A 14,405-nucleotide genomic window follows, 5' to 3' on the forward strand; every position below is an offset into this window, starting at 1 on the left:
TTTGGTACGAAAATGACACAGGCACAACGGTTTTTGATTTCATCACGCCGATTTAGGGTTATGCTTCAGCGAGCTTGCAAACATGTGTGGCGTCGGCTGGAGGGTAGCTGCAAGGCGCTGCAAACAGAGAGGAGCAGGTTTGTAATCCGGGGTCGATGGCAAAGTGCAGGTAGCACTGGACCGTTGATCTTAACGCGGAAGGCAACATGGGGTAGATGTTGCGATGGGCCACTTCGATCGTACACTGGAATTCATAGATCAGCTGCAGCACGCCAACACGGCGACCGCGGTCTGCGAAAAACTGCTTGGCATAACCTCGGAGTTCGGCCTGACGGCGCTGATGGCCGGAACGGTTCCGCAACCGGGCACGCCAAGAGGCCAGCAAAAGGACCATGTGCTGCTTTGCGAGTGGCCGGGAGAATGGCTCGAGCGCTATGTGGCGCGCAACTATGTCGACCACGACCCCGTCGTCAGCCACATGAAGCAGCTTCAGGCGCCGTTCCAGTGGCGGGAGGCGTCCCAGAGCATCCGCATCGACAAGAGCAGCGGCGAAGTGATGGGCGACGCCGGCGAATTCAAGCTGCGCGACGGTTTGGCCTTCCCGCTGGTTACGCTCGATGGCCAGATCGTCATGGTGTCGCTCGGCGGCGAAGCCGTCGAATTGTCTGGCGCCGATTTCGGACTGGTGTCGCTGGCCGCGACCTATGCGATCGGCCGTGCCATGCAACTCCACACGATGGCGGCCCAGACCATCGACCACGTCGAACTGACGCCGCGTGAGCGCGAATGCATGCAATGGGCCGCCGTCGGCAAGTCCGAATGGGAGATTTCACAGATTCTCGGCATTTCGGAACACACGTCAGAGAAACACCTTCTTAACGCCAAAAGCAAACTCGGTGCCGTCAACCGGGTGCAGGCGGTCGCGGAAGCGATAAGGCGCGGCTATATTAGCTAGCTCGGCCGTGCCGGCCTAGAAATTCTTGCCTACGTGATCGCGTAATTTTCTCGGGACAGCCCGGCCGTATCTTCCTATTGAACCTAGGAGACGGCAGATGCTTTTTTCCCTTACCACACAGGAACTTATGGAACGTCCCGACCTTTGGGAGGCCGTTCATCGTTTGCGCTACAAGATTTTCGTCGAGGAGATGGGCTGGACCGACCTGCAGCGCCCCGATGGCCTTGAGATCGATCAGTTCGACCATGACGAGGCGGTGCATCAACTCGTCGTCCGCAATGGCGAACTCGCCGGTTATCAGCGGATGTTGCCGACAACGCGGGCGCATCTTCTGACCGAGGTGCTGGCGGACCTCTATGAAGGGACGCCGCCGTCCGGCCCGAACGTTTGGGAACTGACCCGCTACGCGGTGGCGCCGGGCTTTCGTGACGGCAAGCGCGGCGTCTCGACGGTCGGCACCGAGCTCATTGCCGGCTTCGTCGAGTGGGGGCTGAAGCGGAACGTCAACCAGGTGATCATCGAGTTCGAGCCGATGTGGGTCCTGCGGGCGCTGCAGTTGCACTTCCTGGCGAAGCCGCTTGGCTACCAGCGCACCTATGGCAACCAGCAGGTCGTCGCCACACTGCTCACCTTCAACGAGCATACGCTTGAGGTGGTGCGTTCTCGTCGCAGTCATTTCGCGCCGGTGCTGGCCAGGGGATATCCCGACAGGCTCGGAATGAGGCAGGCCTCGTGAGAATTGGAGACAGCCATGAACATCCACCCGCAAACAGAGTTTCGGAATCATACCCTGATTGTCACGGTGTCGTCGGAAGACGGCCGGCCGGTGCTGGACGGGCGAGCTTATGAAAGCCTAGCCAAGATCTTCCACGAAGCCGCAATCGACGATGATGTGCGCGTCGTGGTGCTGCGCGGCCTCGCCGGCTGCTTCTGCCTCGGCGGCGATTTTTCCGAATTCCTCGACGCCACCAAGCATCAAAGATTGATCGCCGCCGTCACCGACATGTTCCGCACGTTGGCGACGTTCCCGAAACCGGTCCTTGCCTGTGTCGATGGCGACGCCGTCGGCGTCGGCTGCACCATCCTGTTCCATTGCGACATGGTGATCGCATCTGATGAAAGCACGTTCCGGGTGCCGTTCGTCGATTTCGGCCTCGTGCCGGACGCGGCGACCAGCATCCTGGCGCCGCAGAAACTCGGTTATGCCGGCGCTTTCCGCTTCTTCTGCCTGGGCGACACGCTCAGTGCCGAGGACGCCAGGTTGCTTGGCCTGGTCACGGAGATCGTGGTGGGCGATGTCGAGGAAGCCGCACTTGGCAGAGCCAGGCAACTCGCCAAGAAGCCGGTCGCCGCACTGCTGCAGACGCGCGACCTGCTCAAGGGCGACACGGGCGCGCTCTGCGATCGCATTGACCAGGAGATTTCGCTGTTTCAGCAGGCTTTGCAGGACGATACCACGCTGCGGCGGCTGCAGCGGATTGCTCGGCTGGCGGCATGAGAAGTCATTCGGCAGAATGACAGGAACATCTGGAATCGTGCCGCGCGTCCTTGGGGCGCGCGGCACTGCTTCAGGCCTGTATTCCCAGGAACGAAGGCCCTTCCCCGATGATCTTCTTGTCTTCCTTGCCGATGGCGTCGAGATCGCGGCCGTCATAGGGAAGCGACAACAGGATGCGCCGGATGATGGCAAGTCGCGCGCGCCGCTTGTCGTTGGCACGCACGATGATCCAGGGCGCGAATTCCTCGTGCGTGCGTTCGAACATGAGATCGCGCGCCTTGGTGTAGTCGTCCCATTTGGTGATGCCGGCAATATCGATCGGCGAGAATTTCCAGCTCTTCAAAGGACTCCAGCGGCGATCGTGAAATCGCTCAAGCTGTGTTTCCCGACCGATGTTTAGCCAGAACTTGAAGAAATGGATGCCCTCGTTGCAGATCATCCGTTCAAAATACGGCGTCTCGTCCAGGAATTTCTCGTGCTGCTCCGGCGTGCAGAAGCTCATGACCGGCTCGACGCCGGCGCGATTATACCAGGAGCGGTCGAAGGTGACGAACTCGCCGGATGTCGGGAAGTGCGCGACATAGCGCTGAAAATACCATTGCCCGAGTTCGGTTGGGCTAGGCTTGGTCAGCGCTACGTTGCGCGCTGTCCTGGGGTTCATGTACTGGCGCAGCGCGAAGATCGTGCCGCCCTTGCCTGCGGCATCGCGTCCTTCGAACAGCGACATCACCCGCTTGCCCGTCGATTGCAGCCATGCCTGCGCCTTGACCAGCTCGATCTGCAGCCGCTCGAGCGTCTCGTCATACTCGTCGCTTTTCATTTTCTTATCGTAGGGGTAGCCGCCGGCGCTCAGCTTGTTGTCTTCGACCCAGTCCGGAAGCTTTGGATCCTCGATGTCGAACTCGCGCTCCTTGCCGTCGATGCGGATCTTCAGCGGACCTGGAACGGGCGCGGCGGCATCTTCCTTGGGGTTTTTCATCGAGACGAACCTTTCCAGTTTCCGGACTCATGCTATTGGGAGCCTTACTGCATCGGCCTGAAAATCGGAATCGTTTTCGGAACGAACGGTGCAGCAGATTAACAGTGGTAGGGCGTCCTCTGTGCGTCCAATTGGACGCACGGCGCTCTAGGCCGGTCCAGCGGGAAGTTTGCACCCGGCCGGACCGGGTGGAGGAATGCGCGCGAATGGCTGACAATGGCTGACATGGGCGGCACAGAACAGCGAAGCACGGCGCAACTGGTCGCCACTCGGTTGTGGAACAGCCGCTGGCTGCTGGCGGCCGGCATCGTCGCGGTCCTGACGGTCTATGGTTTCGCAGACATGACCGGCTACGTGGTGCTGCTGGCATGTGCCGTGCTGCTGTTTGCCGCCGCGATGCTGCCGGCCGGCGTTGCGCGCCAGCCCGCGAAGGATGCCGCGGCGATCGAGGCGGGCGGGCTACAACAGCTGTCGGGAGAATATCTGGCGGCCGCCGTTGCCGATCCGCTGATCATCTTCGATCGCACCGCCACGATCGTCCATGCCAACGCCGCCGCCTTCGCCGCCTTCGGTGGCATCGCACCGGGCATGTCGCTGTCGCTGAAATTCCGGGCGCCCGAGATGCAGGCCTTGCTGGACAGTATTTTATCGGGCGCCGCCGCTTCGGATGTCGTTGACTATACCGAAAAGCTGCCGGTCGAACGGGCCTACCGGGTGAGTGCGTCTTCGGTCGGTCACGGTACCGACTTCTATGTGCTGGTCTTCAAGGACCAGAGCGAGGCACGCCGCATCGACCGGATGCGGGCCGACTTCATCGCCAATGCCAGCCATGAATTGCGCACCCCGCTCGCCTCGATCTCCGGTTTCATCGAGACGCTGCGCGGCCCGGCTCGCAACGACCCGGCGGCGCGCGAGCAGTTCCTGCAGATCATGCAGAACCAGACCGGCCGCATGGCGCGCCTGATCGACGACCTGCTGTCGCTGTCGCGACTGGAAATGAAACCTTATCTGAAGCCGGGAACTGAGGTCGATCTCCGCCAGACCCTCGACAGCGTCATCGATTCGCTGGGGCCGCTTGCCAGGGAGAACGGTGTTGCCATAGAGCGGGATTTCGCGGAAGGGCCGCTCAATGTGCCGGGGGATCGCGATGAACTTTTCCAGGTTTTCGAGAATCTGCTGGAAAACGCCTGCAAATACGGACAGTCGGGTGGACGTGTCGTGGTGACGATTTCTCATAGCGACGACGGTCCCGAACCGGGCATCGACGTCACCATCCGGGACTTCGGTCCCGGCATTCCCGAGGAGCACATCCCGCGCATCACCGAACGCTTCTACCGCGTCGATGTCGAAAACAGCCGGACCCAGAAAGGCACCGGGCTTGGCCTGTCCATCGTCAAGCATATCCTGACGCGCCACAACGCCAGGCTCTCAATCAAGTCGGAGGTCGGCAAGGGCGCAGCTTTCACGGTGCATTTGCCGGCGCACTGACGCCTCACTACCTAAGAACGCGTCGGCCGAAAACCGGAAGATTTTAGGACAGCCGGATGCGTGGATAAGGGACTTAGGGCGTACTCTGTCTCCAAGTGGACGCACGTCGCTCTAACGGTTTCTTTTTTCTGTCATCCGGCTAGCGTATCAGCGGGGATTCGAGGAAACGACTCGGACCAGAAGACCCCGGGAAGGCATCTCTATGCAGTCCGTGCACATCGTCAGCGCCTATGACGAGGAGCTGAAATATCTGTCAAAGCGCATCGCCGCGATGGGCGGGCATGCCGAACGCATGGTCGAACAGGCGATCGCGGCCCTGGTCAATGCCGACCCCGGCCTTGCCCAGAAGGTCATCCGTGACGATGCCGTTCTGGACGAAGGGCAGCGCGAGATCGACGACAAGGCGATCATCATCATCGCCAAGCGCCAGCCGATGGCGACGGATTTGCGCGAGATCGTCGGCGCGATTCGCATCTCGGCGGACCTCGAACGGGTCGGCGACCTCGGCAAGAATGTCGCCAAGCGCGTGGTTGCCGTCATAGAAGGGCGCCAGCCGACCAGCCTGTTCCGCGGCATTGAGGCCTTGGCCGACCTGGCGTTGACGCAGCTCAAGGAAGTGCTCGACGTCTACGCGTCGCGCTCGGTGGAAAAGATCGGCTTCGTGCGTGATCGCGATGATCAGATCGACGCCGTGTACACCTCGCTGTTTCGCGAGTTGCTGACGTACATGATGGAAGATCCGCGCAACATCACGCCTTGCACGCACCTGCTGTTTTGCGCCAAGAATATCGAGCGGATCGGCGATCACGCCACCAATATCGCCGAGACGATCTACTACATCGTCACCGGCGACCAGATGCCGGCCGAGCGGCCGAAGGGCGACAAGACAGACAAGATTGTGCTTCCCGTAACGCTTCCGGCGAAGTGAACGGCTGCCTCTCGAACCCATTGCTGATTTAGGCTAAGCTTTACCGAACGTTCCTGATCCTGACCCGAGGCCATGCCTCCAGGAGGTAGCGATGGAAACCGTTCGGAACCTGACGCCGGCCCCGCCGACATCGGCCATCGTCGCTTCCAGCGTCTATACCGCCGGCCGGCGTGTCGCCGACATTCCGATCGAGGAAGCTGGCGAATGGGCCAAGAAGCCAGGTCATGTCGTCTGGATCGGCCTGCTGGAGCCGGACCGCAACCTGTTGCTTCGCGTCCAGGCGCAATTCCACCTGCACGATCTGGCGATCGAGGACGCCGAGCATCCGCATCAGCGGCCGAAGATCGAGCAATATGGCGATGCGTTGTTCATCGTTGCCCGCACGGCTCAACTGATCGACAGGCGCGTCACCTTCGGCGAGACGCATCTGTTCGTCGGCGCCGGCTACATCGTCAGCGTCAGGCACGGTCCCTCGACTTCTTATGCCGTCGTTCGCCAGCATTGGGAAAGCTGCCCGCATTCGCTAGCCAAGGGCGAGGATTTCGTCCTCTATGCCATTCTCGATTTCATCGTAGACAACTACATGCCGGTGCTCGAGCAGATCGAGGACGAGGTCGAGGCGATCGAGGACAGGGTTCTGCTGAAGCCGATGACCGGCTCCGACATAGAGCGGCTCTACATGCTGCGCCGCGATCTCTTGCGCCTGCGCAACGCCGCGCTGCCGCTGGTGGAAGTCTGCCGCCGGCTGACCAGCGCCGACCTGCCGCAGATCCATGCGGCCATGCACCCGCTGTTCCGCGACGTCACCGACCACATCCGCACCGTCCAGGAGAAGATCGACAGCTTGCGGGAGGTGCTCGCATTTGCCTTCGAGGCGAGCCTCCTGGTTGGCCAGAGCCAGGAAACGGCGATCACCAAGAAGCTCGCCTCATGGGCTGCAATCCTGGCGGTGCCGACGGCGCTCGCAGGCATCTACGGCATGAACTTCAACGACATGCCGGAACTTAGGATGGAATATGGCTACCCGGTCGTTCTGGGAGCGATTATTTTGGTCTGCTCGGTTCTCTATTGGCGCTTCCGCAAGAGCGGCTGGCTGTGAAGAGTAGGGCAGTAGGGCAGTAGGGCAGTAGGGCAGTAGGGCAGTAGGGCAGTAGGTAAAGATGGCGCCTCACGAGCGCAGTCTTTTGCAGTTCACCACATACTGCCGTACTGCCTTACTCCCCTATTCCCCTACCTACTGCGCCGCCGCTCCGAAGCGGGCTGAAACGCAATGCGAGCGTGGTACTTGCAATAGGGTCCGGTTTCGGCCGCGTCGTTGCCGCAGAAATGGAACTCTTCCGAAAGCGGATCGCCATTCGGCCATTTGCATGTCCGCTCGGTCAACTCGACGAGTTGCAGATGCCGCGAGATCGGCACGACGACGTTCTCGACCGGACGGACGTAATGACGCGCCACCGGTACGGTGTCGAATTGCGCCTGCAGCGCGGTCGCGCCGATCGACGTGGTGATATGCCGCGCGGTGCTTGCCGCCCGCGACACCGATTTCTGGACGCTCGATCCTTGCACGCTCTTCTTCTGGCGTGCCGGCGTGGCGGTCGAGCGTCCGCGGCCCGACAGTTTCAGCCGATGCACCTTGCCGATGACGGCATTACGGCTGACGCCCCCGAGCTGTGCCGCGATCTGGCTGGCGCTCAGTCCCTCCGACCACAATTTTCTAAGAAGTTCGACCCGCTCGTCAGTCCAATTCATGAGACCGCGCTCCTGCTGAAATGTGCGGCGATCGGAATCCTTCCACGATCCGGCTTCCGCCGGGCAGACACCACATATATCGGGTGATTAGGTCCGCCGCACGAAATCTAGTTATTTCTCGACTACAATTACCTTATGCGCTGACTCAGTGACAAGAGTCTGAGGGCCAACACGAATCAGTTTTTTCGGTTTTCCCCAACTTGCCCGGTCGCTGATGAGCCGGCGTCTCGCTGGAGAGCTTGCCGCGCGTCCTTGCGCGACGTTTTCGTTGACTTCATGGCCGAAAAACACGATAAGCCGCAACGCCGCCGCTTTGGCGGCTTTTTGATTTTCCGGTTCCGGAGACGCATATAATGAGCGGTTCGGCGCTTTTCGAGACCTTTACCCGCGCACCCCTGGCCTTCGACCATGGGGAAGGCACTTGGCTGGTCACCGACAAGGGCGAGCGATATCTCGATTTTGGCGGCGGCGTCGCCGTGAATTCGCTGGGCCATAGCCATCCGCACCTGGTCTCGGCACTCACCGAGCAGGCGGCCAAGGTCTGGCATGTCTCCAACCTCTACGAGATTCCGGGACAGAGCCGTCTGGGCGAGCGGCTGGTCGACGCCACCTTCGCCGACAAGGTGTTCTTCACCAATTCCGGCGCCGAGGCGCTGGAATGCGCCATCAAGACGGCGCGGCGCTATCACTTCGTCAAGGGCCATCCCGAGCGCTTTCGCATTATCAGCTTCGAAGGCGCCTTTCATGGCCGCACGCTGGCGACCATCGCCGCCGGCGGCCAGTATAAATACCTGGAAGGCTTCGGACCCAAGGTCGAAGGTTTCGACCAGGTCGGCTTCGACGACATCGACGCCGCCGAAAGGGCGATCACATCAGAGACCGCCGCGATACTGATCGAGCCGGTGCAGGGCGAGGGTGGCATCCGCCCGGTGCCGACGCAGTCGCTGAAGCGGCTGAGGCAGCTCTGCGAACAGCATGGCCTGCTCCTGATCTTCGATGAGGTCCAGTGCGGCATCGGCCGCACCGGAAAACTGTTCGCGCATGAATGGGCTGGCGTCACGCCCGACATCATGGCGGTTGCCAAGGGCATCGGCGGCGGCTTTCCGATGGGCGCCTGTCTCGCCACCGACGAGGCGGCCGTCGGCATGACCGCCGGCGTGCACGGCACGACTTTCGGCGGCAATCCGCTGGCGATGGCGGTCGGCAACGCCGTGCTCGACGTGGTGCTGGAAGACGGCTTCCTGGAGGAGGTCCAGCGCAAGGCGTTGCTGCTGAAGCAGGGGCTGGCGGGCGTCGCCGACGAGTTTCCTGACATCATCGAAGACATCAGGGGCACCGGCCTGATGCTCGGCCTGAAATGCGCCGCACCCAACACCAAGGTGAACATGGCGTTGCGCGACCAGCATCTGCTTGCGGTTCCGGCCGGCGACAACGTTCTTCGCCTGCTGCCGCCGCTCACCGTCACCGACGCCGAGATCCATGAGGCGCTCGACCGCATCCGTGCCGGTGCCCGGGGCCTGGCCGATGCCATCGCCGCGGCTGCCGCGAAGTAACAGTCGAAAGACCCCAAATGAGCCTTCGCCATTTCACTGATCTTTCCGCCGTTTCCGAGGGCGATCTGCGCTTCATGCTGGACGATGCCGTGGTGCGAAAGGCAAGGCTCAAGGCTGGCGAGCGGACAAAACCGCTCGAAGGCAAAGTGCTGGCGATGATCTTCGACAAACCGTCGACGCGCACGCGCGTGTCCTTCGACGTCGGCATGCGCCAGCTCGGCGGCGAGACCATCATGCTGACCGGCACCGAGATGCAGCTCGGCCGCTCCGAAACCATCGCCGACACGGCCAAGGTGCTGTCGCGCTATGTCGATGCGATCATGATCCGAACCACATCGCATGACCGGCTGCTGGAGCTGACCGAGAACGCCACCGTTCCCGTCATCAACGGGCTGACCGACGATACCCACCCCTGCCAACTGATGGCCGACATCATGACCTTCGAGGAGCATCGCGGTCCGGTCGCCGGCAAGACAATCGCCTGGACCGGCGACGGCAACAACGTGCTGCATTCCCTGCTGGAGGCATCGGCGCGGTTCCGCTTCAACCTCAACGTCGCCGTGCCGGAAGGCAGCGAGCCGGCGCAGAAGCATGTCGATTGGTCGACGGCGCATGGCGGCAAGTTGCACTTCACCCGCTCGCCCGAGGAGGCGGTCCACGAGGCCGACTGCGTCGTCACCGACTGCTGGGTGTCGATGGGCCAGGAGCACCGTGCTCGCGGCCACAATGTCTTCTCACCCTACCAGGTCAATGCGGCGCTGATGGCGAAGGCAAAGCCGGACGCATTGTTCATGCACTGCCTGCCGGCGCATCGCGGCGAGGAGGTCACCGACGAAGTCATCGACGGGCCGCATTCGGTAGTGTTCGACGAGGCCGAGAACCGGCTCCACGCCCAGAAGGCGGTTTTGGCCTGGTGTCTGGGCGCTTGATCCGGGCCACCTTGATCCGGCACTGCGTGGTGCCTATCTCAGGCGCATCACGCAAATCGAGCGCGTTTCGACGCATGCGCCCCGGAGGGCGGCATGGCCGCGCCCTGGAGCTTTGTCATGTTGGAAACTCATCAATTGGCTGAACAACAACCCAAACTCGGCGAATTCGGCTACGCCGGCGACGATTATGTCGTGCCCTTCGAGGTCGGCCCGCTCGACGTGCGCGGCCGCACCGTCCAGCTCGGGCCGATGCTCGACGCGATCCTCAGCCGTCATGACTATCCCGAGCCCGTCGCTCGCCTGCTGGCGGAAGCCTGCGTACTGACGGTGCTGCTCGGCACCTCGCTCAAGTTCGAAGGCAAGTTCATCCTGCAGACCCGCACGGACGGACCGGTCGATATGCTGGTGGCGGATTTTTCCACGCCGCATGCGCTACGCGCCTACGCGCGCTTCGACGCCGACCGGCTGGATGCTCTGACGTCTGCCGGCGAGACTTCTCAACAGACGCTGCTCGGCAGCGGTGTCCTGGCGCTGACGATCGACCAGGGCGCCCACACGCAGCGCTATCAGGGCATCGTCCAGCTCGACGGCGAGACGCTGGAGGAGGCCGCGCGCACCTATTTTCGGCAGTCGGAACAGATCCCGACCGATCTCAGGCTCACGGTGGCCAAGCTGTTGACGCCCGGCTTCGGCGGCGCCCGCGAGCAATGGCGTGCCGGTGGCATCCTGGCGCAGTTCCTGCCGCAATCGCCGGACCGCATGCGCGTGCCCGATCTTCCAGGCGGCGACGGCGATCCGCGCCAGGAGATCCACGATCCGGCCGACAATTCCTGGCAGGAACTGCTGGCGTTGCTTGGCACCATCGAGCCTACGGAACTGATCGACCCGACGATCGGCGCCGAGCGGCTGCTTTACCGGCTGTTCCACGAGCACGGCGTGCGCGTCTTCGGCGGCGTACCGGTTGCCGACCAGTGCTCATGCTCCAGGGAGAAGATCCGCGGCATTCTCGAAGGCTTCTCCGCCGACGAGATCAGGGACAGCAGCGAGGATGGCGGCATTCATGTCGCCTGCGAATTCTGTTCGAAGCAATATGACTTCGACCCGGCGGAGTTTGCCGCCGCGCAATAACGAGCGTCAGTGCTGCCTATCTGCCCGCTGGCATTCTTCCAATGGAAGTAGGAATCGCCAAATACCGGGTGCGGTGCCTTCGCAGAACTTGGGTTCCTCGCCCCACGGAGTGGGGCCACCTCTCCCCCGCTTCGCGAGGGCGTGGAACCCAAGTGAGCGTCAATTGACGGTGCGCCGCGTGCCCGGCAGGTCGAGCGAAAAGGCGGGGATGGCGATATCGAACGTCTCGCCCCGCTTGTTGCGCATCGTGTAGTGGCCGACCATGATGCCGGATGGCGTTGAGAGCGGGCACCCAGACGTGTATTGATAACTGTCGCCGGGGTTGAGTTCGGGCTGGTCGCCGACAACGCCGGCGCCGCGCACTTCCTCGACCCGGCCGGTGCCGTCGGTGATGTGCCAATAGCGTGACAGAAGCTGCACGAATTCATCCGACTGGTTGTCGATGGTCACCTGGTAGCCCCAGACATAGCGGTTCTCCGACGGGTCGGAGCGATCTTCCAGATAGAACGGCCTGACCTGTACTTCGATGTTGCGCGTAACGGCGCTGTACATAGACTACTCCACAATATGTAGACGGAACTCTCGACGGTCTCCGCAGCTTGGTCAACGGGGTGCTTCCCGTCGCTGCCCGCCTGCTTTGCGCGCAGGTGCCGAAGAACAATGTCATTTAAGTGACACATGACAATGATGGTGTGCAGGGCCGGGCGACTCAGCATCCTGTCGAACTGTTGAAACGGCTTTCATGCGGCCGGTTTTTTTCTGGAGTGACCAGATATCGATGGAATTGACAGTCACAGCCGCCTTGCTTTCCACAGCCCTGCTTCTTGTCAATCTCGCCAGCATCCTGCTCGCTTCGTTGAAGCTGAATCGGCCTGGCAGGATCACGCCGGCAGCTGGCAAGGCGCCGCCGGTGTCGATCGTCGTGCCGTCGCGCGGCGTCGAACCGTTTGCCGAGGAAACGCTCGAGCGCGCCTTCTCTCTCGACTGGCCGCGCTATGAGCTCATCTTCTGCGTCGCCCATGCCGATGACCCGGTGGTCGGGCCGATCACCGACGCGATCGCCCGCTTTCCAGCCGTGACGGCCCGGCTGCTCGTCGGCGACGACCGCATCAGCGGCAATCCGAAACTCAACAATTGCGTGAAGGGCTGGGAGGCAGCGCGCCACCGCTGGGTCATCCTTGCCGATTCCAACGTCCTGATGTCGAGGGACTATGTCCAGCATCTGATGGCGGCATGGCGGCCGGACACTGGCCTTGTCTGCTCGACGCCGATCGGCTCGCGGCCGGACGGGTTCTGGGCGGAGGTCGAATGCGCTTTCCTCAACACGCTGCAGGCGCGCTGGCAATATACCGGCGAGGCGCTCGGCCTCGGTTTCGCCCAGGGCAAGAGCATGTTGTGGAACAAGCCCATGCTCGACGCCAATGGCGGCATCCGTGCGCTTGCCGCCGAGATTGCCGAGGATGCCGCCGCGACCAAGCTGGTCAACGGGCTTGGACTGCGCGTCAATCTCGTCGCCTCGCCCTTCGAGCAGCCGCTCGGTTTGCGCACATTTGGCGAAATCTGGTCGCGTCAGGCCCGCTGGGCACGCCTGCGCCGCGTCACCTTCCCCCTGTTCTTCGCGCCCGAGATCCTGATCGGAGCGGCGCCGCCGCTGGTGCTTGCGCTGGTTGCTGCAGCAGGCGCCGGCTTCAGCCTGTCGGCAACCGCCGTTGCCGTGCTGGTAATCGCCTATCTCCCGGAATGCGCTCTCGCCTCGGCCAAGGGCTGGCACCTGTCGCTGCGCATGATCCCGGCGATGGTTGCGCGGGACGTGATGCTTCCCGCCATCTGGGTGCGCGGCTGGCTCAGCGGTGCCGTCGACTGGCGCGGCAACACGATGACCATCCACACCAGCGCCGGTGCGGAATTGGAAGAGACCCCGTCGGGCGCCTGACCGCGCTTGGCTTGACGATTCGAGCGAAGCTGTTCGGCGCGTATCCCTATCTGGCGGCTTTCAGTGCCTGCTCGATGTCTTCGAGCAGGTCGTCTGTGTCCTCCAGGCCGACGGACAGCCTGAGCGTCCCTGGCCCGATGCCGAGTTCGGCACGCGCCTCATCGCTCAGATTCTTGTGCGTCGTCGTCGCCGGATGGGTGATCAGGCTCTTGGCATCGCCGAGATTGTTAGAGATCAGCACGATATCGAGCGCGTTCTGGAAGGTGAAAGCCGCCTGTTTGCCGCCCTTGACGTCGAGGCAGATCAGCGTCGAGCCGCCCGACATCTGCTTCTTGACGACCGCCGCTTGCGGGTGATCGGCGCGGCCGGGATAGATGACGCGGGCGATCTCCGGCTGCTCGGCGAGGAAGTCCGCGATCCGGCCGGCACTTTCCGTCTGCTGGCGCACGCGCAGCGGCAGCGTTTCCAGGCCCTTCAGCAGCGTCCAGGCATTGAACGGCGACAGGCTGGGACCGGTGTGGCGGAAATAGTCGTGCAGGTTCTCGTCGATCCACTTCTTGTCCGACAGGATGACGCCGCCGAGACAGCGCCCCTGGCCGTCGATGTGCTTGGTCGCCGAATAGACGACGATATGGGCGCCGAGCTGCAACGGCTTCTGCTGTAAGGGCGTGGCAAAGACGTTGTCGACGATCAGCCGCGCTCCGATCGAATTGGCAAGTGAGGCGACGGCTGCGATGTCGACGACTTCCAGCGTCGGATTGGTCGGGCTTTCAAGGAAGAACAGCTTTGTGTTGGGCCTGACCGCCTTTTCCCAATTGGAGATTTCGGTGCCGTCGACCAGCGTCGCCTCGATGCCGTATTTCGGCGCCAGCGTTTCGACCACCCAGCGGCAGGAGCCGAACAGCGCGCGCGCCGCCACGATGTGGTCGCCGGCCTTGGCGCTGCACAGCAACGCCGCTGTGACCGCCGCCATGCCGGATGCGGTGGCGCGGGCATCTTCGGCACCTTCCAGCGCGCACATGCGCTTCTCGAACATGTCGACCGTCGGATTGGCATAGCGCGAATAGATGAAGCCCGGTTCCTCGCCCTTGAAGCGGGCTTCCGCCGCCTGCGCCGTGTCGTAGACATAGCCTTGCGTGAGATACATCGCCTCGGAGGTTTCGCCGAAGCCGGAACGCAGCGTTCCTGCATGCACGAGGGCGGTCTGAGGCTTCCAGTTGCGCTTGTTGCTCGTCATCACCTTGTTCCAAACACCAAAAATGGTC

14 protein-coding genes are annotated in these 14,405 nt (G+C 62.4%); 10 read left to right on the top strand and 4 right to left on the bottom strand.

The window, feature by feature from the left end:
* Window positions 1-223 precede the first annotated feature (223 nt).
* The 3 genes from BQ8482_RS05405 (at window position 224) to BQ8482_RS05415 (ending at window position 2,453) form a co-directional block, all read left to right on the top strand.
* The gene (locus BQ8482_RS05405) at window positions 224-955 is read left to right on the top strand and encodes a helix-turn-helix transcriptional regulator (RefSeq protein WP_123146565.1); all 732 of its coding nucleotides are present in this window, start codon (window positions 224-226) and stop codon (window positions 953-955) included.
* 97 nt (window positions 956-1,052) lie between these two features.
* Window positions 1,053-1,691 carry an acyl-homoserine-lactone synthase gene (locus BQ8482_RS05410; protein ID WP_095493548.1) on the top strand — a complete coding sequence of 213 codons (639 nt, stop codon included), beginning with the start codon at window positions 1,053-1,055 and terminating at the stop codon, window positions 1,689-1,691.
* Window positions 1,692-1,706: 15 nt separating this feature from the next.
* Window positions 1,707-2,453, top strand: a complete 747-nt coding sequence (locus BQ8482_RS05415) for an enoyl-CoA hydratase-related protein (protein WP_123146566.1) — start codon at window positions 1,707-1,709, stop codon at window positions 2,451-2,453.
* A gap of 70 nt (window positions 2,454-2,523) precedes the next feature.
* On the opposite strand, the gene ppk2 is transcribed toward BQ8482_RS05415, so the two are convergent.
* Window positions 2,524-3,432, bottom strand: a complete 909-nt coding sequence (ppk2, locus tag BQ8482_RS05420) for a polyphosphate kinase 2 (RefSeq protein ID WP_123146567.1) — start codon at window positions 3,430-3,432, stop codon at window positions 2,524-2,526.
* A gap of 216 nt (window positions 3,433-3,648) precedes the next feature.
* Between ppk2 and BQ8482_RS05425 the strand changes: the two genes are divergently transcribed.
* The 3 genes from BQ8482_RS05425 to BQ8482_RS05435 all read left to right on the top strand — a co-directional run bounded on the left by BQ8482_RS05425 (window position 3,649) and on the right by BQ8482_RS05435 (window position 6,947).
* Window positions 3,649-4,920 carry a sensor histidine kinase gene (locus tag BQ8482_RS05425; protein ID WP_123146568.1) on the top strand — a complete coding sequence of 424 codons (1,272 nt, stop codon included), beginning with the start codon at window positions 3,649-3,651 and terminating at the stop codon, window positions 4,918-4,920.
* A 202-nt stretch (window positions 4,921-5,122) separates the two neighbouring features.
* Entirely contained in the window at window positions 5,123-5,848 is a 726-nt protein-coding gene (gene phoU, locus BQ8482_RS05430; protein WP_123146569.1) for a phosphate signaling complex protein PhoU, read from the top strand.
* A 91-nt stretch (window positions 5,849-5,939) separates the two neighbouring features.
* Complete coding sequence (locus BQ8482_RS05435; RefSeq protein WP_123146570.1) at window positions 5,940-6,947, top strand: magnesium and cobalt transport protein CorA; 1,008 nt, start codon at window positions 5,940-5,942, stop codon at window positions 6,945-6,947.
* A 131-nt stretch (window positions 6,948-7,078) separates the two neighbouring features.
* Here the strand turns inward: BQ8482_RS05435 and BQ8482_RS05440 are convergent, their stop codons facing one another.
* Window positions 7,079-7,597 (bottom strand): GcrA family cell cycle regulator, encoded by a 519-nt coding sequence (locus tag BQ8482_RS05440; protein ID WP_095493542.1) that lies wholly within the window; start codon window positions 7,595-7,597, stop codon window positions 7,079-7,081.
* Between the two features lie 353 nt (window positions 7,598-7,950).
* Between BQ8482_RS05440 and BQ8482_RS05445 the strand changes: the two genes are divergently transcribed.
* The 3 genes from BQ8482_RS05445 to BQ8482_RS05455 all read left to right on the top strand — a co-directional run bounded on the left by BQ8482_RS05445 (window position 7,951) and on the right by BQ8482_RS05455 (window position 11,207).
* Complete coding sequence (locus BQ8482_RS05445) at window positions 7,951-9,150, top strand: aspartate aminotransferase family protein (RefSeq protein WP_123146571.1); 1,200 nt, start codon at window positions 7,951-7,953, stop codon at window positions 9,148-9,150.
* Between the two features lie 17 nt (window positions 9,151-9,167).
* Window positions 9,168-10,079 (top strand): ornithine carbamoyltransferase, encoded by a 912-nt coding sequence (argF, locus tag BQ8482_RS05450; protein WP_123146572.1) that lies wholly within the window; start codon window positions 9,168-9,170, stop codon window positions 10,077-10,079.
* Window positions 10,080-10,172: 93 nt separating this feature from the next.
* Window positions 10,173-11,207, top strand: coding sequence for an Hsp33 family molecular chaperone (locus BQ8482_RS05455; protein ID WP_123146573.1), 1,035 nt, complete (start codon window positions 10,173-10,175; stop codon window positions 11,205-11,207).
* 159 nt (window positions 11,208-11,366) lie between these two features.
* Here BQ8482_RS05455 and apaG read toward each other — a convergent pair whose 3' ends face one another.
* Entirely contained in the window at window positions 11,367-11,759 is a 393-nt protein-coding gene (gene apaG, locus BQ8482_RS05460) for a Co2+/Mg2+ efflux protein ApaG (protein ID WP_095487997.1), read from the bottom strand.
* A 226-nt stretch (window positions 11,760-11,985) separates the two neighbouring features.
* Between apaG and BQ8482_RS05465 the strand changes: the two genes are divergently transcribed.
* Window positions 11,986-13,140: a ceramide glucosyltransferase gene (locus tag BQ8482_RS05465; RefSeq protein ID WP_123147400.1), complete on the top strand. Its 1,155-nt coding sequence runs from the start codon at window positions 11,986-11,988 to the stop codon at window positions 13,138-13,140.
* Between the two features lie 46 nt (window positions 13,141-13,186).
* Here the strand turns inward: BQ8482_RS05465 and BQ8482_RS05470 are convergent, their stop codons facing one another.
* On the bottom strand, window positions 13,187-14,377 hold the full coding sequence (locus BQ8482_RS05470) for an O-succinylhomoserine sulfhydrylase (protein WP_123146574.1): 1,191 nt from the start codon (window positions 14,375-14,377) through the stop codon (window positions 13,187-13,189).
* Window positions 14,378-14,405 lie beyond the last annotated feature (28 nt).

The sequence above is a fragment of the Mesorhizobium delmotii genome, assembly GCF_900149755.1.
GTDB classification, from domain to species: Bacteria; Pseudomonadota; Alphaproteobacteria; order Rhizobiales; family Rhizobiaceae; genus Mesorhizobium; species Mesorhizobium delmotii.